Genomic DNA, 18,377 nt, shown 5'->3' on the forward strand with positions numbered 1-18,377 from the left:
ATGAAGAGCAAGTATGCGTTTGGCGGGCTGATGGTGGTTGTAGCAGCGTTGTCCGGGTGTGCAACGCAGGTCAAATCGTTACCGCTTGCACCGGTGGTTGCTCAGTCCGCTCAGTCAGTCCCGGGCGCGCAGGTTGCGTTGTATTTCGGTTCGCAGGATCATCCGGCCGTGCAGAGTCAGGTTGGGCAAACTACTGCGTCGGTGCGTATCGCGCGTGAGACCGATGGGCAGGATGCTGCATGCAACCGTGCGCTCGCCGCTGCGCTGGAGAAGTTGCGCACGTACGCCCGGGACCATCACGCGAACGCCGTCATCAACGTTGGGACGAGTTTTCATAGCACCGAATCGGCGTCGGCCACCGAGTTCACCTGTGGCGTGAGCCCAAGCGCGGCGGCCTTGCGGGTGCATGGGGATGTTGTCGTGCTTGGCGCGCAGTAAATCGGGGAGCAGCGCTGAACTTTGAAGCGCAAGCTTCGATCAAGAACGGATTCAACCGCCCTTGATCGCAGCCACATTGACAAGCGTTTCACGACGCTTGCCCGGCAGCGGCCGATGCAACCCAAGCCGTTCAAGGAGTCCGAAGTCTGCGGCACGGCTCCACCACAGGTAAGGCATGGAAATGTTTTTCGAACCGAATGTGAAGCCGGCATGGCGGATCATGTCGAGGTAGGCATCGGCGCTTTTCTGCACGTGCATGGGATGGCGAAACAGCAAGCGGATCACCCAGGACTTGATATATGCATCGGTGGATTCAGCGAACAGCAACACTCCGCCGGGTTTCAGTACGCGGCGAAATTCAGCGAGGGAGCGGCCTTGATCCACGAGATGGTGGAAGGTCTGATGGCAGAACACGATGTCGGTGCTCGCATCGGGCAAGGGCAGTCGCGCGCAGTCGCCTTGCAGCAGTTCGATCGCGGTCTCCCAGCCATCGTCTCGCGAGCAAGCGCGCGCGGCACTCTGTGCTTCCACGAGCGAAGGCTCATGAAAATCGACCCCGATAATCCGGCCAGGTTTGAACGCGTTGCCGAGCAGCCGGAACGATTGACCTTGCCCGCAGCCCACATCGACAATCACAGGAGCTGCGGGCAGGGGAGTAGTGACCAGGCGCTTGAGATCGTTGATGGCGACCCGAAGAACGTGATGCTCCCACGTGGCAGTACGGAGGAACCATAGCCCGAAGGCCGTCTCCGGCACGAAGGCAACGCTGGATATTTCGGATGACGACACGAATCTCTCTCCGGCAACAAAGGATGCGAACAGGGCGCACGTCATTGTACTGGCAAGCATGGCACGCGTAGAAGCACGAGCACGAAAGACGATCAATGTAACGTGGACCGCACCACATTCCACAGACAGCCCCAGGGCCTAAACGAGGCACGCTTGAATATTAATTCTCCGAAACAAGATACGACTGTCGATGTCGCCATCATCGGCGCGGGCCCATCAGGGGCGGTCGCGGCCGCGCTGCTGCGAAAAGCGGGCCGTTCGGTGCTCGTGCTCGAGCGCCAGCATTTCCCGCGCTTTTCAATCGGCGAGAGCCTGTTGCCGCAAAGCATGGCGTACCTGGAAGAAGCCGGCATGCTGCAGGCCGTCGTCGAGGCGGGGTTCCAGTACAAGAACGGCGCGCATTTCATTTACCGGGACCAGTCGTCGTCCTTCGATTTCCGCGATAAACACACGCCGGGATGGGGCACGACGTACCAAGTCGAACGCGCGGTATTCGACGACCTGCTGATCCAATGCGCCGCTAACCAGGGCGCCGAAGTGCGTTTCGGCCACACCGTGCAGGCGATACAAACCGGCACTGCGCCCGTGCTGGACGTGATCGATGAAGCGGGCAGTGCATACCGCGTGCAAGCGCGTTTTGTACTCGATGCAAGCGGCTTTGGCCGCGTATTGCCGCGACTCCTGGATCTCGAAACGCCCACGCGCATGCCCACGCGTGCGGCAATCTTTACGCATGTGCGCGATGGCATTCCTGCCGGCGCCACGGACCGCAACAAGATCTGCGTTGCGACGCATCCGGAGCATCGCAACGTCTGGTTCTGGATGATCCCGCTGGCGGGCGGACGCTCGTCGGTCGGATGCGTAGCCGAAGCGAGTTTTCTGGAGGGACCCGAAAGCGAACGCGATGCAAAGCTGCGCGCGCTGATCCGGCAGGAGCCGACGCTCAACGGGCTTATCGGAGAGGCGCCGTTCCTGATGCCGGTGCGGCATATCGGCGGGTATTCGGCGAACGTCGAGCGGCTGCATGGTCCGGGTTACGCGTTGCTCGGTAACGCGGGCGAGTTCCTCGACCCGGTGTTTTCTTCGGGCGTGACGATCGCGCTGCGCTCCGCGCATCTGGCCGTACAAACGCTTGAGCGGCAGTTCGATGGAGAGGAGCCGGACTGGCAGGCAGAGTACGATGTGCCGCTACGAAAAGGAATTGATGCGTTCCGTGCATTCGTCGAGCGGTGGTACACGGGCGAGTTGCAGGACATCATCTTTTATCCGCATAAAACACCGCAGATCGCGCGTTTTATCAGCGCCGTGCTGGCGGGTTATGCGTGGGATGAATCGAATCCGTATGTGGCTGATCCTGTGCGAAGGCTCAACGCCCTTCATGAGATATGCAAGGGTGCTTGAGGGGGCGTGATCTAGTTGAAAGCTGGACCGCTCCGTGCATTGCGCTTGTTGGATTGGATCGATGCGTCCAGCGAGCGCAATGCGGTAAATAAGGCTCCGACGTTGAACTGGCGGGAGGGCGCCATCGACCGGTTCGCGTCGGGCAGAAGTCGGGTCAGGGCTTACGCGCTACGCCACCTTGCCGTTGCGGCACACGGTTGCGTCGGGGCGGAGTTGCGCCAGATGCCGCAGCAGTTTCGTCACCATCCAGACGACACCGAACGCGAGGATCACGAAGAACACCGCGAGCGGCGTCAGGACCTGCACCGACAGGAAGCCGGCGAGCCCCATCGTCGCTGACGACACGAGCAGCAGTGCACACCCGAGGATCGCGCTTGTCAGGCCCGCGATGTGCGGGAACAGAGAGTTGCCCTTGGCCATCAACGTCGGATACATCGCGCCGGCGCAGAAGCCCATCACGAGCACGGGTGTCGCAAGCGTCCATACGCGCAGGCCGACCGTGAGCGCAAGCAACAGCATCACGATCGATGCGGCCGCCATCACGCGCGCGCCGATATACAGCCGCCGTTCCGGGCTCGGCAGACGCGGACTGTGCACGCGGTTCGACAGGCCGCCCAGGAAATACATCATGCCGATGCCGAGCGCGAGGAAGCCGAAATAGGTCGGCGGCTTGTGCAGCGTGTTCTGCACCATGAACGGTCCGATGATGTTGAATACGAGCAAGATGCTGTAGCACAGGCCCTGAGCGAGGAAGCAGCTCTGGAACACCGGGCTCGAGAGCACCTTGCCCGCGTTTGTCACCAGCGTGCGTGGTTCAAGGCGCACCGGGCGCTGCAACGTTTCGCGGTATCGCCAGATCACCGCCCACATCACAAGCGAATAGACGAGCAGGAAGACGAGGCAGGCTTGCCAGCCAAACCACGTCTGCAGGTGTGCGCCGATCACGGGCGCTACGATCGGCGCGAGCCCCCACGCGATCGCCATGTAGGTGAACGCATGCATCAGCGCCTGCCCGGAGAACGAGTCTGTGATGATCGCCTTCGCGAGCAGGTTAGTGGCGGCGATGCCAAAGCCCTGCAGGCAGCGGGCGAAGAGGAACGTCTCCAGGTTCGGCGCGGCGAGCGACAGCAGGCAGCCGATCGTGAAAACGACGAGGCCGAAAGCGAGCACGGGCTTGCGTCCGTATGCATCGGCTACGGGGCCGAAGATGAGTTGGCCGAGCGCGTAGGCCACCATGTAGCCGGAAACGCTCGACTGGATTGCCTGGGGTGAAGTCGCGAAGAAACGCGCCATCGCGGGGAGCGCCGGCACGTAGATGTCGATCGCGAGCTGCCCGGCGGAAGCGAACAGGCAGATCACGAACAGCAGGAAGCGCGGCGAGTTCGGTATCGGGGCGGGAGGGGCAGAGCGGTCGAGGGTAGTGGGGTTCATGAAGGCATTGGAGAGGCGAATTCGGTGGGGCGGTGCCGGCGCGTTCGCAGATCGAACATGGCGCAGTACGGTGGCGTAGCCGGGTATTGTGCCTGTCGTCTTGAAATTCGACACGATGCCCATTTTCTGTGCATGGTTTGCGAGCTGCGTTGTGCGTCGTTTTGTGGGCGGCTAACGTTCCGCGCGGTTGGGCGTAGTCGGCCTGCAAGAGCCATTTGACCGTCTAATTAGCGGACAGTAACGACCGCGTAACGGTGAGTAATATTCACAACATAAGAATCCCGGCTCGATCGTCAAGGAAGGGGACAGAGCAGCCGTTATAAAGACGGGCATGGTTAAAAAATAACAACCGGGGAAATATTTGAAAACTGGACTGAGAGTTTCCTTCGCATCGATCGCGTGCGCGATGTTCCTTAACGGGTGTGCGACCAACGAGCAAGGCCAGCTCGTGATCGATCCGAACAAGGTGAACGAAGTATTGGCGGGCGCACTGAGTCCGCCGCCGTCCCCACCGCCTGTGGTCGTCGAGGAGGTTTATCAGCCGATGCCCACTGACATCTACGTCTCGAACGTTGTCGACCGCGATGTGGTGTTCGTCGGCGGCAATACGTATATCTGGGTAGTCGGTCCGGACGGCGCGCGGCATCGGCAGTTCTACACGCATGGTGATCATCGGGAAGACGTTTTCCACCGAAGAGACGAACTTCACAGGGTCATGATGAATCACGGCGGCCACCTGCCCGATCACGCCATTGCCGCGCACGGGCCGATGGAACATCCTGGTGGGCCAGGCCATCCGGGCGCGGCTGCACAGAACCATCCGATGCCGGGCGCCGCGCAGGTTCATGCCGCTGTTCAAAACAAGCCTGCTCCTGCGGCCAAGCCGGTGGAGAAGGATCCGAAGAAGTCGTAGATTTGCTTCTTGATAATGGAGGGGGAAGGGCTGAAGAATGGGCTCTTTGCCCTTCGCTGGTGTTCGAACTCATGCGAATGGCTCAACGTGGCCGAGGCCGGGTCGAGGTTGGATCGCGGGAGTATGCCGCTGTTGGTCGGTCTGTGGCGGGCAGCGGTCGAGCCGGAGCCGTCACTTGAATTTCTCGAAAGCGGTCACACGCAAGCGCTCTTCTAAGCAATCACATCGTATAAATCTGTGCACGCCGACACTTGCAGTTTGATCGCTGAAGAGGTCTTCCGCCTAGATTGAATGCCATTTTCCCGATTGATTGAACTCAATGCAGCCTCCCAGATCCCGAATTCGCGGTTTCGCCTGACACGATAGCCCGTGATCACCTCAACTCGTTCACGGGCTATGTGAGCGCCGTTGGGGGGTACCTCGCTTACGTGTTTTGAATCGACCTTGCACGGTGAGGCGTTTCCAACTCGCGTTTCTGGATATTTACTTACGATTCCATCCCAGGTATCAGACCCTAGGCTGCGCCTTGAGCAGCGGCGAGGTAATCTAGGGCTTCCGGTGCCGACATGATTCGAGGAAACGTCGGCATATCCGTCCACAAATATCTGTCCAAGCTCCAGATCCACTCCGTGTAGGGTGAAACAACCGCCCCGTAAATCTCCTTCGCCCAAGAAAAATCGTAATTTTCGCCAAGTCTATTTATCTTGATAAAATCGACCAGCGTGTGAACCTGATCTAACTTCGATTTCAAATCATTGATTCTTGCTTTTATAGTCTTGGGTTTCCCGATCGCAAAGTCAAGGGGGCGCTCAAATGCTCTGCACTCGAAGACATAGAGTGAGTCTTTAATTCTAATAGCCACATCGATTTCTCGTTCACCTCCGCTTGCAGTGATTTTGCGAGACTGCATTATGACATTGAATGACTTTGACTTTGCGTATTCTCCGAATGCGTATTCAAATTCACCCCCTTTTTTGCTATTTGGGTCATAATTTCTAAGGCCAAAAAAAAGATTCTTGAAAATTATGAACCATGATGAATAATCGCAGAAGTAGCTGTCACCAAATTTAATTATTACGTATCTCGGACCATGCGACCAAAGCCCAACCAGAGGCTGCTTTTCCTCGTCGAGTGTTAAAAAATCGACGATGAAGTCGATTTGTTGCTCTGCGTTTGATTCCCGAAGATTGCCTTCAGCTCTCTCTTTTATGATGCTATCTAAAATAGTTTGCTTCAACTCGGTCAAGGTTGCATCATACAGCTTGTACGCGCGTTGAAATCTGGCGTAGTAGAAGACCCCAGGATTTTTAATCGTCGAGCGATCATCAGCGCGAGAAATTAAAATTTTGGAAAGAATGCTGGAAATTTGGCAAAATTCAAGTAGCCCGAAACCGGTTTTCTTTTTGAAGTAATGCGAGAGATAGGCGTGCGCATCATAAAAATCCTCAGCATTGAATCCGAAAGGAAGATAGTTTGGCGAAAAATTTAGGTCTACGCCCGTTATCTTAAGTTGTTCTGCTGTGTATCCGCCGGCATTTAAGGCGGCAGTAAAAATCATTCCACGGAGCTCGATTTTTTTAGAGCGAACAAAAGTTCCTACATTTGTCTCAAATCCTTCTCTTACCGACCTGCGTTCGCTACGCTCGTCAAATGAGCATATGAGCGCATTTTGTTCATTACCGCGTTGCTCCAATAAATCCCCATTTTCTGAAAGTTCTATTTTTACTCCTTTCCCGCACGATCGGAGTCTAGCCGTAACATACCAATATTGATAGGCGAGCCCGTGAACATGGTACATATCCGCGATGTCTATCTCACTGAAATCAGTCAATACAAGTTGACGAGACTTCTTTAAATTATCCTTATACCAAGAAAGTTTTTTATCGCCAAGAAACCTAGAGTAGAGTGCACTGAGCATACCGCCAAGGATTTCGTCGAACTCTACCGTGTTCGAACGCGCAACGCCATCCGTCCTCGTAAGCGATCCAAATTTGAATATGGCTTGCTCGACGTGAGACCGGACTTCTACAAGCGTTGTCGCATCTGTTCTTGCCCCAAGATTGGGGTTTAGCCCGGGTGCGATTCTGCGACAGATGTGAAACCAATAGAATGCGGGACGTCGCGATATGGTTAGCCTCATTTTCTCTTCAAGTTCTGCTAACAAGTCAAGAAGCGAATCGTACTGCTCTTTACCTTCTATCTTCGCTCTCGACTCCTTGGCAAGACGTCGCCGGATCTCAATCGGCTCGGTTACGTATTTTTTAAAAATTAGCTCATGATACAAGTGGTGTATTTGATTAAATGCAGCCTGATAATATTCAGGCATGGTAATCATTTTGCTTTTTTTGCCCGATGAGGTTTCTTTCTTTTTTCTGCTTTTCTTTGATTTTATTTTCATGGAATTCATTTCTATGGGGCAAGATATCACGATGATTTAGAGAATTCGCTAAACCTATTACCTAAATTGGCATCATGCACTGACAGTTGCTAATTCACCAGCCCCTCTCGCAGCGCGACTGATTTGTACGCAACGAGGGGAGCACCGTGGTGCTCGGCGACTCCTGCGAGTTGGGCGTCGCACACAAGCATGGGGTTTCCTCAAACCCTTCGTACCCGTATCAATTGTCAACAATCTAGCGGTCATTTTCCGATGATCGTTTCTGGCCGACTGCTGTCCATCGCAGTCGGCCGGCATTGACCCCACTATGTGCTTCACTGCACCGCCGAATCTTAGGCCACTCGTAAGCTGGAAGGAAACGAGGGGTTACTACTGGTGCATTTGGAGAACCGTGTGCGGAGACGCTCCTCCGAGGACTGCTGCTGCGTGATCGAGGGAGGATGGCCAACCCTGCTATGCTGAAGGCCTTTGTCTGGCAGCTCAACTGCATTCTGCGTAATCGCAAGCGAAAAATGACTAGGCAACGATATGCCCCACTTCTGATTCCCGCGGGCGGAGCGCAGGCGATTCGATTGAGTCGGGTTAGCGGGGATGGCACCGGAGGCGACGCGAGTGAGGCCGATATACAGCGTTACGTTCACGCCCATGCATCATGTCTGCCGATCGCGGAGATTGATCCGATTTTTACCGATCCTATAGCGATCTGTACGGAGCTACCCACTCCGGCCGGACCCATCGATAACTTCATGGTTACGGCCTCAGGGTTACCCGTGCTCGTAGAATGCAAGCTATGGCGCAACCCGGAGGCCCGCCGAGAAGTCGTGGGGCAAATTCTTGACTACGCTAAGGAACTGAGCCGCTGGTCGTCGTCCGACCTGCAACGGGCGGTGCGGCAACGTCTGAAGTGCGGGGGTGACCCTGTATTGGAGAAAGTGCGAGCGGTCGCAGCCGGGACGGACGAAATTCACTTCAACGATTCGCTGACTAGCAACCTCCGGCGCGGCCGCTTCCTGCTTCTGATCGTCGGCGACGGGATTCGCGAGGGCGTGGAGGCCATTGGCGAATATCTGCAAGCCCATGCAGGACTTCACTTTTCGCTCGGCTTGGTTGAAATGCCGATCTTTGCGATGCCTGATGGCGGCCACCTGATCGTGCCGCGGATCCTCGCGCGCACTACAGTAATAACGCGCACTGTGGTCGTCGTCCCAGATGGGTACACTCTCGGTTCGGTAGAAGACGATACTGCGGGTGCCGAGCTCGATCCCGACCGCGTCGCCTTGGCAGATGAGCAGCAGAAGTTCTGGAAGGTGTTTCTTGAAAGGCTTGAACTCGACGATCCAGAGCAACGGGTGCCGAAGCCGGCTCGCCAAGGTTACCTCAACTTTATGCTGCCTGCCCCTGGCGGCAGCTCGTGGCTGAATGTCTACCGGGATCAGCGCCGCAACGAAGTGGGAGTGGCGTTGTCCTCGACCCGGAACAGCGCGGGCGAACACGCGATGCTAGCAATCGCGGACGACTGGAATGACGTGAGTGGCCAACTGGGAGGGACTACAGAAATTTCCGTGAAGGATGGCCGTTCCCGTATCAGTGACAGTCGCACCTTTGAGGGATTGGCAAACTCGGAGGAAGTTCGCGAGCAAGCGTACGCGTGGCTCGCCGAGCGCGTGAACGCCTTCGTGAACACGTTGCGCCCGAGGGTCCGATCTGCGGTTGCGGATTACCAAAATCGCGACGAATAGGGGGTAGCGCCGAAGAGCCCGAACCGACACCTGTCGAACGAATGACAGTTCACGGCGGATACTGGAAGCTAATCTAACGCAATGGCTACGAGCTAATCCGTGGACCAGAACTTCTGCGTGCGACCCGCCTCGGCCATTTCCCCTTAAAGCTCCTCAACGGCAACTTTCACTTTCGAGTTGATCGGCGATCGATATGGGGCGCTGCAATCATATTCTGAGTTCTTCGGCGTTTTCCGCTGTGCGCAGCTGACACAGCGAAAATTGTTCATGTGTGACTGCTTTGCCCACAGTATTGGGTTCAAGGTAAGCGGCTCGTCCCCACCGTCATAGGCGGTTACTGCAATACACTGCAAAGTGATGTCCATCATTTTCGATTTGATGGACACCACTTTGTCAGAGCCTCCAGAGAAGAAGCATGGTAGTCGGGCAGGCCGTCCGAATTACCCACGGGAGCTCCGGGACCGGCTTGCGGTAGCAGCGTGCGAGCCGGGCGTTTCGGTCGCGAGACTGGCCCGTGAGAATGGCATCAACGCGAACATGCTGTACACCTGGCGGCGGCAATATCTTGCCGAGCAGCAAGCTCCGTCTACCAGACTCCTCCCGGTCGTACTGCTGAGTGACACCCCGACGCAGGTCGTTGCGTCATTGTCGGGTGATCCGCAAGCGCCAGATATGAAGCCGGCATCTCGTGGGGGCACGATCGAGATCCGTATCGGCCGTGCGGTGGTTAAGGTAGACGGCCTGGTCGACGCTGACATGCTGCGTACCGTGCTGGGCAGTCTGCGATCATGATCTCTCTGCCGGTTGGTATGCGTATCTGGATTGCTGCGGGCGTGACCGACATGCGATGTGGGTTCCAGGGGCTGGCCGCAAAGGTACAAACGGCGCTTGAAGAGAATCCTCTGGGTGGCAACGTCTACATCTTCCGGGGCCGCCGAGGCGACCTCGTAAAAATCCTCTGGGCAACGGAGGACGGAATCTGGCTGCTCGCGAAGCGGCTTGAGCGGGGCCGATTTATCTGGCCCCAGGCCGACGGCGGGAAGGTCCATTTGAGTTCAGCACAACTGTCGATGCTTCTTGAGGGCATCGATTGGCGACAGCCCCGTCGCACCGCCGCGTTATCGATGTTGTAAACCGCGCGGCAGACTCGTAAACTACGACGTATGTCGAACGGCGCCGATCTTCCTGACGATGTCGAATTGTTGAAGGCCTTGCTGGTCGAGGCCCGTAGTCTGCTTGCTGAACGCGATGTCGAGATCGAGCAGCTTAAGGCGCAGATCGACAAACTTCGGCGCATGCAGTTCGGCCGCAAGTCCGAACAGTTGCAACGGCAGATCGAGACCCTCGAGACCCAACTCGAGGATCTGGCGGCCAGACGGGGCGTTGCAGACGTAGAGCGTGCGCAAGCTCGAGGCGCAAACGCCTCCTCCTCCAATGCAACGACGGACGGAGCGGCTTCGAGGCAAGCGCTACCTGCGCACCTCTCGCGCGAGGATCACGTGCTCGATCCCGAATCGAGTTGCCCGCACTGCGGTCAACAGATGCAGCTGCTCGGCGAGGACTTGTCCGAGCAACTCGCCCGGGTCGCAGCAGCGTTCAAAGTCGTTCGCACGATCCGGCGCAAATTCGTTTGCCCATGCTGCAGCACCATCAGACAGCCGCCGATGCCCGGCCTTCCGATCGAGCGGAGCATTGCCCATCCAAGCTTGCTGGCGGATATCCTCGTTTCGAAATACGCAGACCACCAGCCGTTATATCGGCAATCGGCGATCGCGGCGCGCGACGGCGTGACGCTCGACCGGGCCAGCATGGGTCGCTGGGTCGGCCAATGCGAAGCGTTGTGCGCGCCGCTGATTGAGGCGCTGCGCCGCTATACGGTGTCGGCCGCCAAGCTGCATGCGGACGACACGCCAATCCCGGTGCTCTCGCCGGGCAACAGGAAGACCCGTACCGGTCGGCTATGGGTCTATGTGCGCGACGATCGTCGCTCGGGGTCCGCGCAACCCGCTGCGGTATGGTTCGCATACTCGCCGAACAGGCAAGGCATCCACCCTCAGACTCATCTCGCCGGGTTCAGGGGGACCCTGCAAGCGGACGCTTACGCGGGCTTCGATGAGCTGTTCCTGGGTGGCTCCGTACTGGAAGCGGCATGTCATGCTCACGCGAGGAGAAAGTTCTACGACATCCACGTGCGCACGCCTTCCGACACGACGCAAAAGGCACTTGAATACATCGGCGCGCTATACGACATCGAGGCCTCCATTCGCGGCAAGCCTGCGGCCGAACGGCTACGAATACGGCAGGAGAAAGCCAGGCCACTGCTTGAAATCTATGGAGCGTGGCTTAAGGCCAAGCTCGAAACGTTGTCGTCGAAGTCCGACACTGCCAAGGCTATCAACTACTCCCTTAACCAGTGGCGCGCCCTGACGCTATATTGCGAAGACGGTACGCTCGAGATTGACAACAACATCGCGGAAAACGCGCTGCGTTGTGTAAGCCTGGGCCGGAAAAACTTTTTATTCGCCGGCTCCGACAGCGGTGGTGAACGTGCCGCTGCGATGTACTCATTGATTGGCACTTGTGCCCTCAACGACATTGATCCGCGCGCTTACCTAAACTATGTGTTGACCCGAATCGCTGACCACAAAATCTCTGGCATCGACGAGCTCTTGCCATGGCGTGTGGCTGACAAGTTGCACGCACTAGCCAGCCCACCACATCAAGCTACCTAGCAGTTCCTCGAGGCCATCATGCCGCAGGCACGCGCGCTTGTACTAACGGCCCAGGTGAGCCGCTTACGGTTCAAGCGTCACGCGGTTTTCTTTTGAAGAGCCTGCGTAAAAGCATTGGTGGGATAAAGAGAAGCAGGTTCAGAGGAATCACATAAAACACTAGTCGTAGCCATTCACCCCATGACGAAGGCGGCAGACTAGGCACCACGTCGTTGCCGTTGACCAAGAGATAGAGGGGAACGCCGGTTCGCTGCCAATATTCGGCGAAATCCGACCCCCCGACTTTCGGTGAGCAGAATGTAAACACCGAATGCACGGGTGTCCCTCGGTTATGCAGGATCGCCGCAAGCAGCATTGCCAGCGCGCCACCACGGCTGTGACCGCAGATCACGATTGGTTTATTGACGATCGATAACGTCCAAATGTATGGAAGCACCTCGTGTTGGATGTCACGAAGCGAGCGCATAAAACCAGAGTGGACACCTCCGAAAGGCGTGCGCACCTTCCGCATGTCAAGGTTCGACAGCCAGTCCTTCCAAGTCTGCGAACCGCTGAACGCGATGACAAGGACGCTCGGGCTATCTAAAACTAGCCCGCGTACGATACCGAATTTGAAATGCGATAGCTCACCGCCTCCGAAGCGCTTACCGCTGTGTTCTTCGAGGCTGTAAGCCATCTGCGACATGACCGCCGTGAAGTAGAGATTGTTCCTGTTAGGCGCGTCCCCCAGTGGCGGATGTTCGAGGGAAAGCTGCGGGTCTGCCTTTGTCGCGTTCATGAAGGCGTCCTTTTCTGCGACTGTGCGCGGTCCCGCAAGTTTACTCAAGAAGTTGGGCGCGGCGGGTTCGGGCGTTGCCACAAATTGATGGGACGCGGCGCCAGTCTCTGCATACCAACGGCGCGAGCTTGTCTACCAATTTTCCAGAAACCTGAGGTGTGGAGCAGCGTATTGATGCCGTTCCGCGTCCCCGACGGCTGCAAGCTTTTTGGCCGCCATTTGAGTGTCCGCAGAACGCCGGAAATGCAGCGCCAGAAACGGCGGGACCTGCCAAGAGATGCCCGAAGTCTGCCGAGTCGGCGTGGTCCGAATGGCCCTTGTCAAGGGCCATTTGAACGTCCAGGTGAAGGCGTGGGCAAGCTTCCGTAGTTGGCCGAAGCCCCAAATACCACGCCGAGAAGTTTATTGTTTTTGATCCAATTTTTTGAGGGTTGCTTTGTCGTCAGAGTGAAGCACGTAGGTCCTTTGCTTCGATCCACAATATCCGTTCAGCTTAGTGATGTAGGTCGCAAATGTAACTGCGACCGCGAAATCCGGTCGCACCTCCGAGAAGTGAGCTGTGCGCACATCGACAGCACATCCGTCGCCAATCTCTGTAATCGCTGAAAGGGCAAAGTACGGCCAGCCCGGCGCAGTACCGCGGTCATCGGGAGGCCCGAAAATGGCCAGATATTGGTGTACGTTGTTGCCGCCCGCGAACCCCTCGATGACAAACGTTGCCAGACCAAGCGTACCGAGACCTGGCACGTCTACAAATCGAATCGCTCGCCCGTGCGGAGCCTCGTTAGCGTATTCATCTTTAATAGCACCGGCCAGACGGTCAACCTGAGAGGTTACTTGGCGCGTCGGGTTCGCCTTCGAATTGGAATCAGTGTTAGGAACTTGCGCAAAGCTAACGCGAGAAACTAAGAGGATCAAGAGAATCGAAAGACCAACTGCCTTCATCGATTTGGATTCCAGTGCAATAGAGAAACCATTGTCAGCGATCCGAGCGGCTGCGTCGAACGTCCGTATGCGGCCGGCCCCAGTCCGATACCGAAATACCGCGCTAGACCCATCGCTACATCTACAAAGCCGTGAAACATAAGCTTACTCATGGCTTCGCGTCTTGTCGGGCATGGAGGACTTCAGGAATTCTTTGGCCTGCGAGGGCCGGGTAATCTCCGTCCATTGCAGATGAGCGTAGCGTGGGTCTTCCCGGAGTTTGGCGAACTTGATGCGGTTCTTCGCGAACGTCTTGTATGACCACAGAAGTATCGAGTCGCGGGATAAAAATGCCATACTCAACGACTCACGATTTCCGTGTGAAAGGCGGGTGCGCAGGATTGTGCGACTAACGGTACGGCAGAGCAAACGGGGGAACACGGTGGTGCGACCAAAATTCAGCCAGACGACGTGCGTGGCACGAGACCAGAGCAGATCGCGTACGGCGCTATAGTTGCCGTCTGCCACCCAGCACTCTCCGGCAGTGGATTCCCGGACCGCGTTTTCGAAGCTTGAATGTGGAACGGGCTGCCATTCAGGGCCCCAATAAAGCTGGTCGAGTTCGATGTAAGGACAGGCCATGATCCTTGCCAATGCTTGAGCCAAGGTGGACTTTCCCGCTCCGCTTGTTCCGACAATGACAAAACGCATGGACATCGGGCCTCGCTTTGGGCGGATTATTTAATATCGTGACCTTATTTGATATGCCGCTATTGTTGACGATCTAGCAGCTACCGTCGACGGTCTCTGTGTGGCCGGTTACCGTCCAATACAATCGGCAGACATATCTCGAAACCTGCGCGCCAGCGATCCGCGGATCGCTACCCAATTCACCCGGCCAGCTTTCTACAAACCGGCTATTCGTTCGTCGTGATATGGCGAAAGCCTACCGCCCCAGCGAGAACGAACCCAAGCGGCAAATCGCAATTCCTACGCCAATCGCAGATCCCACAGCACATCGAGTACGTGTTGCGTGGAACGCTCGACGTGCCCCGCACGATGCGCAATGCCGAGCCGACGCCACAACGCCGGGCGCAGCGGACGCATGACAATGCGCCTGTCGGGTAATGGTGTCGTGGCCTCATGGGGCAACAGCGCTGCGCCGTAACCTGCCGCTACCAGACTCTTGATCGCGTCGTTGTAGTTGAGTTGAATGCGCGGCGCGGGATGGTGCCCTCCGGCCGCGAACCACTCCGCAGTCAGTCGCGAGAGACGCGTGGTCGCATCGTTGAGAATGAGAGGTTGTGCGGCGAGCCACGCAGGCGTGATGCGAGCCGGACACCGCCAATGCGCCGGCACAAAGGCCATCACCGGGTCGCGGCGCCACGGCTTTATCACGAGTCCGGCCACCGGAGGCTGAGGCAGTGCGACCAGCCCAACATCCAGCGTTCCATCCGCCAGTCGGGACAGCGTTTCCTGCGACGTGAGTACTGCAATCTGAATGTCGATAGCGGGATGGCGCTGGCGCAGCACCTCGAGCGCTTGCGGCAACAGGTGCGCAATCGCACCAGTCGACGCACCCAGCCGCGCGCGGCCTTCGAGTCCCTGCACCTGACGTTGAATATCGTCTAACGCCTGCTCCGCATCGGTTAGCAGTCGCCGCGCGCGCTCCACCAGCACCTCTCCTATTACCGATGGCCTTACATGCCCGCGCTTGCGTGACAGGAGCGGAGCCCCAACACGGTCTTCGAGTTCGGCAATGTGGAGACTGACCGTTGGCGGCGCCAGGTGCAACGCACGGGCCGCATCGGCAAATGAGCCACGGTCGGCAATGGCGACCAGCGTGCGCAAGCGGTCCAGGCTGATCTCTCGCATGTCGGTGTCCAGATTCAGAAAAACTGAATGTTCACGTTATGAAATTCAACTTTCTCCATTCTAGTGGTACGCGGAAGATAGCGGCTCGTTCTACTTGTCATTACCCAGTCACCGGAGTATTCCGCGCATGAGCTCTCCCCTTGTTTTCATCGATGGCGACCAAGGCACCACCGGGCTGCAAATTCACGAACGCCTTCGCGAGCGGACCGATCTGAAGCTGGTCACGCTTCCCGCGGCGGAACGCAAAGATCCGCGGCGGCGTGCCGAAGCCATCAACGCCTGCGACATCGCCATCCTCTGTCTGCCGGATGCCGCCGCGCGCGAGGCAGTGGACGCCATCGTCAATCCTGCCGTCAGGGTAATCGACGCAAGTTCCGCCCACCGCACACAGCCGGACTGGACATACGGCTTTCCGGAAATGACTCCGGGACAGGCTGAGCGTATTGCAAACGCTCGTCGCGTCACCAATCCGGGTTGCTATCCGACCGGTGCAATTGGCTTGCTGCGTCCCTTGCTGCACGCGGGGCTCATACCAAGCGACTACCCGGTCAGCATTTACGCGGTGTCCGGCTACTCCGGACGCGGTCGTGCCGGCGTGGAGGAACACGAGGGGCAGGGTGCCGTCAACGCGCCTTCATACCAGGTATATGGTCTGGAACTCGCGCACAAGCACACCCCGGAGATCCAGCAGCACGCCGGGCTCGGGCAGCGTCCCATCTTTGTCCCCGCGTATGGTGCGTTCCGCCAGGGCATCGTGCTGACGGTACCCCTGGAGTTGCGGCTGCTGGCGCCCAACGTGGACGGCGCCACGTTACACGCATGCCTCGCACGCCACTATGCCGAGGCGGCCCACGTACATGTCTTGCCGCTGCACGAATCGTGCGTCTTGAAGCACCTGGATCCGCAGGTGCTGAACGGTACGAACGATATGCGCCTGAGCGTATTTGCCAACCTGGAACACGGACACGTCCTGCTATCCGCGGTTTTCGATAATCTCGGCAAAGGCGCATCCGGCGCTGCTGTTCAGAACCTGAACCTGATGCTCACGCAGCAATAGTGACCGATGAATCAAGCTGGCGTTCGACGGCACACCCGTTGCCATCCTGGTCGCGGTCATCGAACGTCTGAAGCCGGTCGCACCGGGTTCCATGACGAACTGCCGTAGTCGACCCGCTTCCGCCGTTCGGACCAGCGTTACCGCAAGGACCGCGTCCAAGACGGTCACTCGTCCTTTCGAGTCGCAAGGCAGCAGCCTCGAACCCGTACTGGAAAACATGTTCACCCATCCCTGAACAAGATCACCACCGGGGCGTGCCCGACGCGGCCACGGTGCAGTCGCCCCACAATCAATGCGACGGCGCTCGCCATGCGCACCCGTCGCGCTGCAATGCGGCCATCGACTCGCGTGCCGCGGTCGAGCATGGAAGAGATGCTGGCTGCGATCGGCAATTCAACGAAAAGAGGCCAGAAAGAAGGCCTGTTCGTGATGCAAACGCACGCACATTAGCCATAGAATTTCGTTACGCACTGTCTCCCGTCCGCTACCTGTCGGATCGCTTTCTTACACACGGATTTCCGGTTAATTCAGCATGACACCGCTTGCAAGGCACTACGTCCCAGAACAACCGCAGCACGTTATCTTGCAGGGGCTCACGGGGCCCGCATTCCTGGACGAAGGAGACTACCTGTACTTCCTCGCTTGCCTGGCAGACGCTGCGCGCGTCGCCGATCTGGCAGTCCACGCGTGGGTGCTCATGCCTGATGCGGTACAGTTCCTCGTCACACCTTCATACGCGTCGAGCGTGGCCATGGCGATGCAGGCGGTCGGCCGTCGCTACGTCGAGACCTTCAATCGCCGCCATGGACGCCGCGGTTCGGTGTGGCGTGGCGCTTACTGGGCAACCGTGATTGAGCCTGAGCGGTATTTCCTGCTCGCGAGCCAGGTCATCGATCATGCGCCGGTGCGCAACCGCCTCGTGGCAGAGCCGGGAAACTACCAGTGGTCGAGCTTCACGCATCACATCGGGCTGCGTGTCGATAGCTTCATCAAGGATCATCCACTCTACCGGACGCTCGGCAATACGCCGTTCGAGCGCCACCAGGCTTATCGCGATTTGGGCGCACAACCTCTTGACGAACTTGAGGTCAATAACCTGATGCAGTCGACGCTCAAGGGCCGGGTGCTCGGCAGCGCCGCGTATTGCGAGTGGGCGGCGCAGACAGCCAACCGGCGCTTGATGCCCCTGCTGCTGCGCGACCGGCCGTCCAAGGTTCGCACGACAGGCGCGTCCGCACACATGGGCTAATCAAAAGAAAACCAGGCAAGGAAACCTTTCTTGTTTCGAGATGCTACGCCAGGTCAAAGCGTTTCAATCCGCTCGACCGGTGTCGCGAACCCTGCCTGCCCATCGCGTTCATCCTCGAACGCGGTGGCCGCACTTCCTGTTTTTTCATTTTCCGTACTACGTTAAGACAAGCTACCGGGCCATCGAACATCGAACTACCGCAGCCGACATAAACCGGCCATTCGAGTGACCACTCCCTCATTCGACCCGATGTCCGGACATGGCCGGGTCCTTCCTAACGCCATTCGGCACCACGCTACTCTCACCAGACCTTCGTCTCACGGACCAACCGGAATCACCGCCTGCTCCAGCGCGATCGCCCGCACAGCAAACGCGAACAGCTCAACTTTCCGCTCCTCCCGCCGATATACCGCCTGAAGACAGCATCGGATTGAACAGGCTCGACACTTGTGGGAGTGGCGAGTCGATCGGGTCAATTTCCGCAGAACGCTGCCCGCCGGGCACGTCTTCATAAAGACCTTTCCAGCTCAAAAAATCTTCGCGGCCCACTAGCCGTGAATGCCAGCACGATAACGAAAGCGACAACGAAAGCGAAGGCCGCCACGGGAGCACACACGAGCTTACCCAGCTATCGACGCCGCGATCGAGGGCGA

Annotated in this window: 16 protein-coding genes; 9 read left to right on the forward strand and 7 right to left on the reverse strand. The window is 57.8% G+C overall.

The features are described from left to right. A complete protein-coding gene (locus ACSOSP_RS03565) occupies positions 1-438 on the forward strand; it encodes a signal peptidase (RefSeq protein WP_455309606.1) in 438 nt (145 codons plus the stop codon). Positions 439-489: 51 nt separating this feature from the next. Here ACSOSP_RS03565 and ACSOSP_RS03570 read toward each other — a convergent pair whose 3' ends face one another. Continuing rightward, positions 490-1,227 (reverse strand): class I SAM-dependent methyltransferase, encoded by a 738-nt coding sequence (locus tag ACSOSP_RS03570; RefSeq protein WP_455309607.1) that lies wholly within the window; start codon positions 1,225-1,227, stop codon positions 490-492. 153 nt (positions 1,228-1,380) lie between these two features. On the opposite strand from ACSOSP_RS03570, the gene ACSOSP_RS03575 reads away from it, so the two are divergent. Beyond that, complete coding sequence (locus ACSOSP_RS03575; RefSeq protein ID WP_455309608.1) at positions 1,381-2,628, forward strand: NAD(P)/FAD-dependent oxidoreductase; 1,248 nt, start codon at positions 1,381-1,383, stop codon at positions 2,626-2,628. Positions 2,629-2,796: 168 nt separating this feature from the next. Here ACSOSP_RS03575 and ACSOSP_RS03580 read toward each other — a convergent pair whose 3' ends face one another. Continuing rightward, positions 2,797-4,059, reverse strand: a complete 1,263-nt coding sequence (locus ACSOSP_RS03580) for a multidrug effflux MFS transporter (protein WP_455309609.1) — start codon at positions 4,057-4,059, stop codon at positions 2,797-2,799. 361 nt (positions 4,060-4,420) lie between these two features. Between ACSOSP_RS03580 and ACSOSP_RS03585 the strand changes: the two genes are divergently transcribed. Beyond that, complete coding sequence (locus ACSOSP_RS03585) at positions 4,421-4,972, forward strand: hypothetical protein (protein WP_455309610.1); 552 nt, start codon at positions 4,421-4,423, stop codon at positions 4,970-4,972. A gap of 514 nt (positions 4,973-5,486) precedes the next feature. Here ACSOSP_RS03585 and ACSOSP_RS03590 read toward each other — a convergent pair. Further along, the gene (locus ACSOSP_RS03590; protein ID WP_455309611.1) at positions 5,487-7,370 is read right to left on the reverse strand and encodes a hypothetical protein; all 1,884 of its coding nucleotides are present in this window, start codon (positions 7,368-7,370) and stop codon (positions 5,487-5,489) included. 440 nt (positions 7,371-7,810) lie between these two features. Between ACSOSP_RS03590 and ACSOSP_RS03595 the strand changes: the two genes are divergently transcribed. The 4 genes from ACSOSP_RS03595 (at position 7,811) to tnpC (ending at position 11,841) form a co-directional block, all read left to right on the forward strand. Continuing rightward, the gene (locus tag ACSOSP_RS03595) at positions 7,811-9,109 is read left to right on the forward strand and encodes a hypothetical protein (RefSeq protein WP_455309612.1); all 1,299 of its coding nucleotides are present in this window, start codon (positions 7,811-7,813) and stop codon (positions 9,107-9,109) included. A gap of 390 nt (positions 9,110-9,499) precedes the next feature. Next, positions 9,500-9,901, forward strand: coding sequence for an IS66-like element accessory protein TnpA (tnpA, locus tag ACSOSP_RS03600; protein ID WP_455309613.1), 402 nt, complete (start codon positions 9,500-9,502; stop codon positions 9,899-9,901). Then, positions 9,898-10,242 (forward strand): IS66 family insertion sequence element accessory protein TnpB, encoded by a 345-nt coding sequence (tnpB, locus tag ACSOSP_RS03605; protein ID WP_455309614.1) that lies wholly within the window; start codon positions 9,898-9,900, stop codon positions 10,240-10,242. The genes tnpA and tnpB overlap by 4 nt, the downstream gene beginning before the upstream one ends. A 30-nt stretch (positions 10,243-10,272) precedes the next feature. Continuing rightward, on the forward strand, positions 10,273-11,841 hold the full coding sequence (tnpC, locus tag ACSOSP_RS03610) for an IS66 family transposase (protein ID WP_455309615.1): 1,569 nt from the start codon (positions 10,273-10,275) through the stop codon (positions 11,839-11,841). A gap of 70 nt (positions 11,842-11,911) precedes the next feature. On the opposite strand, the gene ACSOSP_RS03615 is transcribed toward tnpC, so the two are convergent. The 4 genes from ACSOSP_RS03615 to ACSOSP_RS03630 all read right to left on the reverse strand — a co-directional run bounded on the left by ACSOSP_RS03615 (position 11,912) and on the right by ACSOSP_RS03630 (position 15,418). Further along, complete coding sequence (locus ACSOSP_RS03615) at positions 11,912-12,619, reverse strand: lipase family protein (RefSeq protein WP_455309616.1); 708 nt, start codon at positions 12,617-12,619, stop codon at positions 11,912-11,914. A 402-nt stretch (positions 12,620-13,021) separates the two neighbouring features. After that, positions 13,022-13,564, reverse strand: a complete 543-nt coding sequence (locus ACSOSP_RS03620; RefSeq protein ID WP_455309617.1) for a hypothetical protein — start codon at positions 13,562-13,564, stop codon at positions 13,022-13,024. Between the two features lie 144 nt (positions 13,565-13,708). Continuing rightward, a complete protein-coding gene (locus ACSOSP_RS03625; protein ID WP_455309618.1) occupies positions 13,709-14,254 on the reverse strand; it encodes a toxin in 546 nt (181 codons plus the stop codon). 279 nt (positions 14,255-14,533) lie between these two features. Continuing rightward, positions 14,534-15,418: a LysR family transcriptional regulator gene (locus ACSOSP_RS03630; RefSeq protein WP_455309619.1), complete on the reverse strand. Its 885-nt coding sequence runs from the start codon at positions 15,416-15,418 to the stop codon at positions 14,534-14,536. 127 nt (positions 15,419-15,545) lie between these two features. On the opposite strand from ACSOSP_RS03630, the gene argC reads away from it, so the two are divergent. Both argC and ACSOSP_RS03640 read left to right on the forward strand, forming a co-directional pair. After that, the gene (gene argC / locus ACSOSP_RS03635) at positions 15,546-16,475 is read left to right on the forward strand and encodes an N-acetyl-gamma-glutamyl-phosphate reductase (RefSeq protein ID WP_455309620.1); all 930 of its coding nucleotides are present in this window, start codon (positions 15,546-15,548) and stop codon (positions 16,473-16,475) included. Between the two features lie 532 nt (positions 16,476-17,007). Continuing rightward, entirely contained in the window at positions 17,008-17,724 is a 717-nt protein-coding gene (locus tag ACSOSP_RS03640) for a transposase (protein ID WP_455309621.1), read from the forward strand. Positions 17,725-18,377: the final 653 nt, after the last annotated feature.

This window comes from Caballeronia sp. KNU42 (assembly GCF_053760385.1).

Excerpts from the sequence above, each read along its gene's own strand:
- ACSOSP_RS03565 (WP_455309606.1), top strand. The coding sequence starts at position 1 with ATGAAGAGCAAGTATGCGTTTGGCGGGCTGATGGTGGTTGTAGCAGCG.
- ACSOSP_RS03580 (WP_455309609.1), bottom strand. The coding sequence starts at position 4,059 with ATGAACCCCACTACCCTCGACCGCTCTGCCCCTCCCGCCCCGATACCG.
- ACSOSP_RS03590 (WP_455309611.1), bottom strand. The coding sequence starts at position 7,370 with ATGAAAATAAAATCAAAGAAAAGCAGAAAAAAGAAAGAAACCTCATCG.
- ACSOSP_RS03595 (WP_455309612.1), top strand. The coding sequence starts at position 7,811 with ATGGCCAACCCTGCTATGCTGAAGGCCTTTGTCTGGCAGCTCAACTGC.
- tnpB (WP_455309614.1), top strand. The coding sequence starts at position 9,898 with ATGATCTCTCTGCCGGTTGGTATGCGTATCTGGATTGCTGCGGGCGTG.
- tnpC (WP_455309615.1), top strand. The coding sequence starts at position 10,273 with ATGTCGAACGGCGCCGATCTTCCTGACGATGTCGAATTGTTGAAGGCC.
- ACSOSP_RS03615 (WP_455309616.1), bottom strand. The coding sequence starts at position 12,619 with ATGAACGCGACAAAGGCAGACCCGCAGCTTTCCCTCGAACATCCGCCA.
- ACSOSP_RS03620 (WP_455309617.1), bottom strand. The coding sequence starts at position 13,564 with ATGAAGGCAGTTGGTCTTTCGATTCTCTTGATCCTCTTAGTTTCTCGC.
- ACSOSP_RS03625 (WP_455309618.1), bottom strand. The coding sequence starts at position 14,254 with ATGCGTTTTGTCATTGTCGGAACAAGCGGAGCGGGAAAGTCCACCTTG.
- ACSOSP_RS03630 (WP_455309619.1), bottom strand. The coding sequence starts at position 15,418 with ATGCGAGAGATCAGCCTGGACCGCTTGCGCACGCTGGTCGCCATTGCC.
- argC (WP_455309620.1), top strand. The coding sequence starts at position 15,546 with ATGAGCTCTCCCCTTGTTTTCATCGATGGCGACCAAGGCACCACCGGG.
- ACSOSP_RS03640 (WP_455309621.1), top strand. The coding sequence starts at position 17,008 with ATGACACCGCTTGCAAGGCACTACGTCCCAGAACAACCGCAGCACGTT.